Origin of the sequence: Micromonospora foliorum (assembly GCF_022229015.1) — a bacterium.
GTDB classification, from domain to species: domain Bacteria; phylum Actinomycetota; class Actinomycetes; order Mycobacteriales; family Micromonosporaceae; genus Micromonospora; species Micromonospora foliorum.
This window is the reverse complement of sequence record NZ_JAKKFF010000426.1, coordinates 1-1,509: the sequence shown is the minus strand read 5'-3', so window position 1 is coordinate 1,509 and position 1,509 is coordinate 1. Positions and strand designations below refer to the sequence as shown.

Annotated in this window: 2 protein-coding genes; both read right to left on the bottom strand. The window is 74.9% G+C overall.

Annotated features, from left to right (window positions below; genetic code table 11):
* On the bottom strand, positions 1-893 hold an 893-nt coding region (locus tag PSH25_RS26550), incomplete at its 3' end, for a PucR family transcriptional regulator (protein WP_238661634.1).
* A 37-nt stretch (positions 894-930) separates the two neighbouring features.
* Positions 931-1,509, bottom strand: a 579-nt coding sequence (locus PSH25_RS26545; RefSeq protein ID WP_238661633.1) for a LuxR C-terminal-related transcriptional regulator, incomplete at its 5' end; no start/stop codon positions are given.

Genomic DNA, 1,509 nt, shown 5'->3' with positions numbered 1-1,509 from the left:
CCGGGCCAGGCCGGTGCGGCCCGAAAGCCGGAGAGCGCGGCCCGCGCCGACTCGGTCGCCTCGTCCAGGCTCGGTACGGCGGGACCGACCACGACCGGGCCGTCCCCGAACGCGCTCAGCAGCTTCGCCGTGGCGGTCAGCGGGTCCGGTGCCCCGCCCAGCACGATCACCAGCCGGTCGCCGTGGACGCCGCCGATCACCTCCACGCCGATCCGGCGGGCCTGTCGGTAGACCACGTGCAGCACCGCGGAGACCTCGCCACCGGGCGACCGACCGACCGCCACCGCCACCGGCGGGGCGTCCGCCCAGCCGAGCGCGGCGGCCCGACTGGCCAGGACGTCCGGCGAGTCACCGCGCAACAGCGCGTCGACGAGCAGCGCCTGCAACCGGGCGTCCCAGGCGCCGCGCGACTCGGCGGCCCGCGCGTACACCCGGGCGGCGGAGAACGCGATCTCCCGGGAGAAGCGCAGCACCGCCTCGCGTAGTTGCTGCTCCTCGCCCTCGGCGGCCAGGTGCGACACCTGCTCCTCGACCACGTCGATCGTCACCTTGATCAACGCCACGGTCTGCTGAAGGGTGATCGACCGGGCCAGCGCCTGCGGGGCGGCGGCGAAGACCTCGTCCGAGACCTCCTGGGTGCTGTCCGCCGTGCCGCCGCCATCGCGCAGCCACTGCACCAGCGACCTCGCGCCCGCCTGGGCGACAAGCATCACCCAGGAGCGCTGATCGGCCGGCAGCGCCCGGAACCAGGGCAGCGTCTCGTCCATCCGGGCCACACTGGAGGTGGCCAACGCCCCCGCCGATCGTTCGATCCGGCGCAGCGTGGCCGACAGCTCCCCACCGCCCGGCGTGCTCACCGCCCTAGCCTGACACGTCGTGAGCAGGCCAACCACGTCGGCACCGGTCCGCCGGCCACCATCGGAGCCCGTCTCACTGGTGCGGGGGAGGGAGCAGGCCCAACTCCTGGGCCAGGATCGCGGCCTGCACGCGGCTGCGCAGGCCCAGCTTCGCGAGGATCCGGCTCACATGGGTCTTGGTGGTGCTCTCCGCCAGCACCAGCCGGTCGGCGATCTGCTGGTTGGACAGGCCCAACCCGAGGCAGGCCAGCACGTCGCGCTCGCGTGGGGTGAGGGTGCCCAGCGCGGCCCTGGTGTCCGCCGACGCGCCCGGCGCGGTGGCCGCGAACGCGGTGATCAGCCGGCGGGTCACCGCGGGGGCGATGAACCCGTCGCCCCGCGCCACCGCCCGCACCGCGCTGACCAGGCCGTCGGCGTCGGTGTCCTTGAGCAGGAACCCGGCCGCGCCGGCCCGCAACGCCCCGAAGACGTACTCGTCCAGGTCGAAGGTGGTGAGCACCAGCACGTCGGCGAGCCCGTCGGTGACGATCGCCCGGGTCGCGGAGATCCCGTCCCGGTGCGGCATCCGCACATCCAGCACCGCCACGTCGGGGCGCAGCTCCCGGCACAGGCGCACCGCGGCGTCGCCGTCGGCAGCCTCGCCGACCACCTC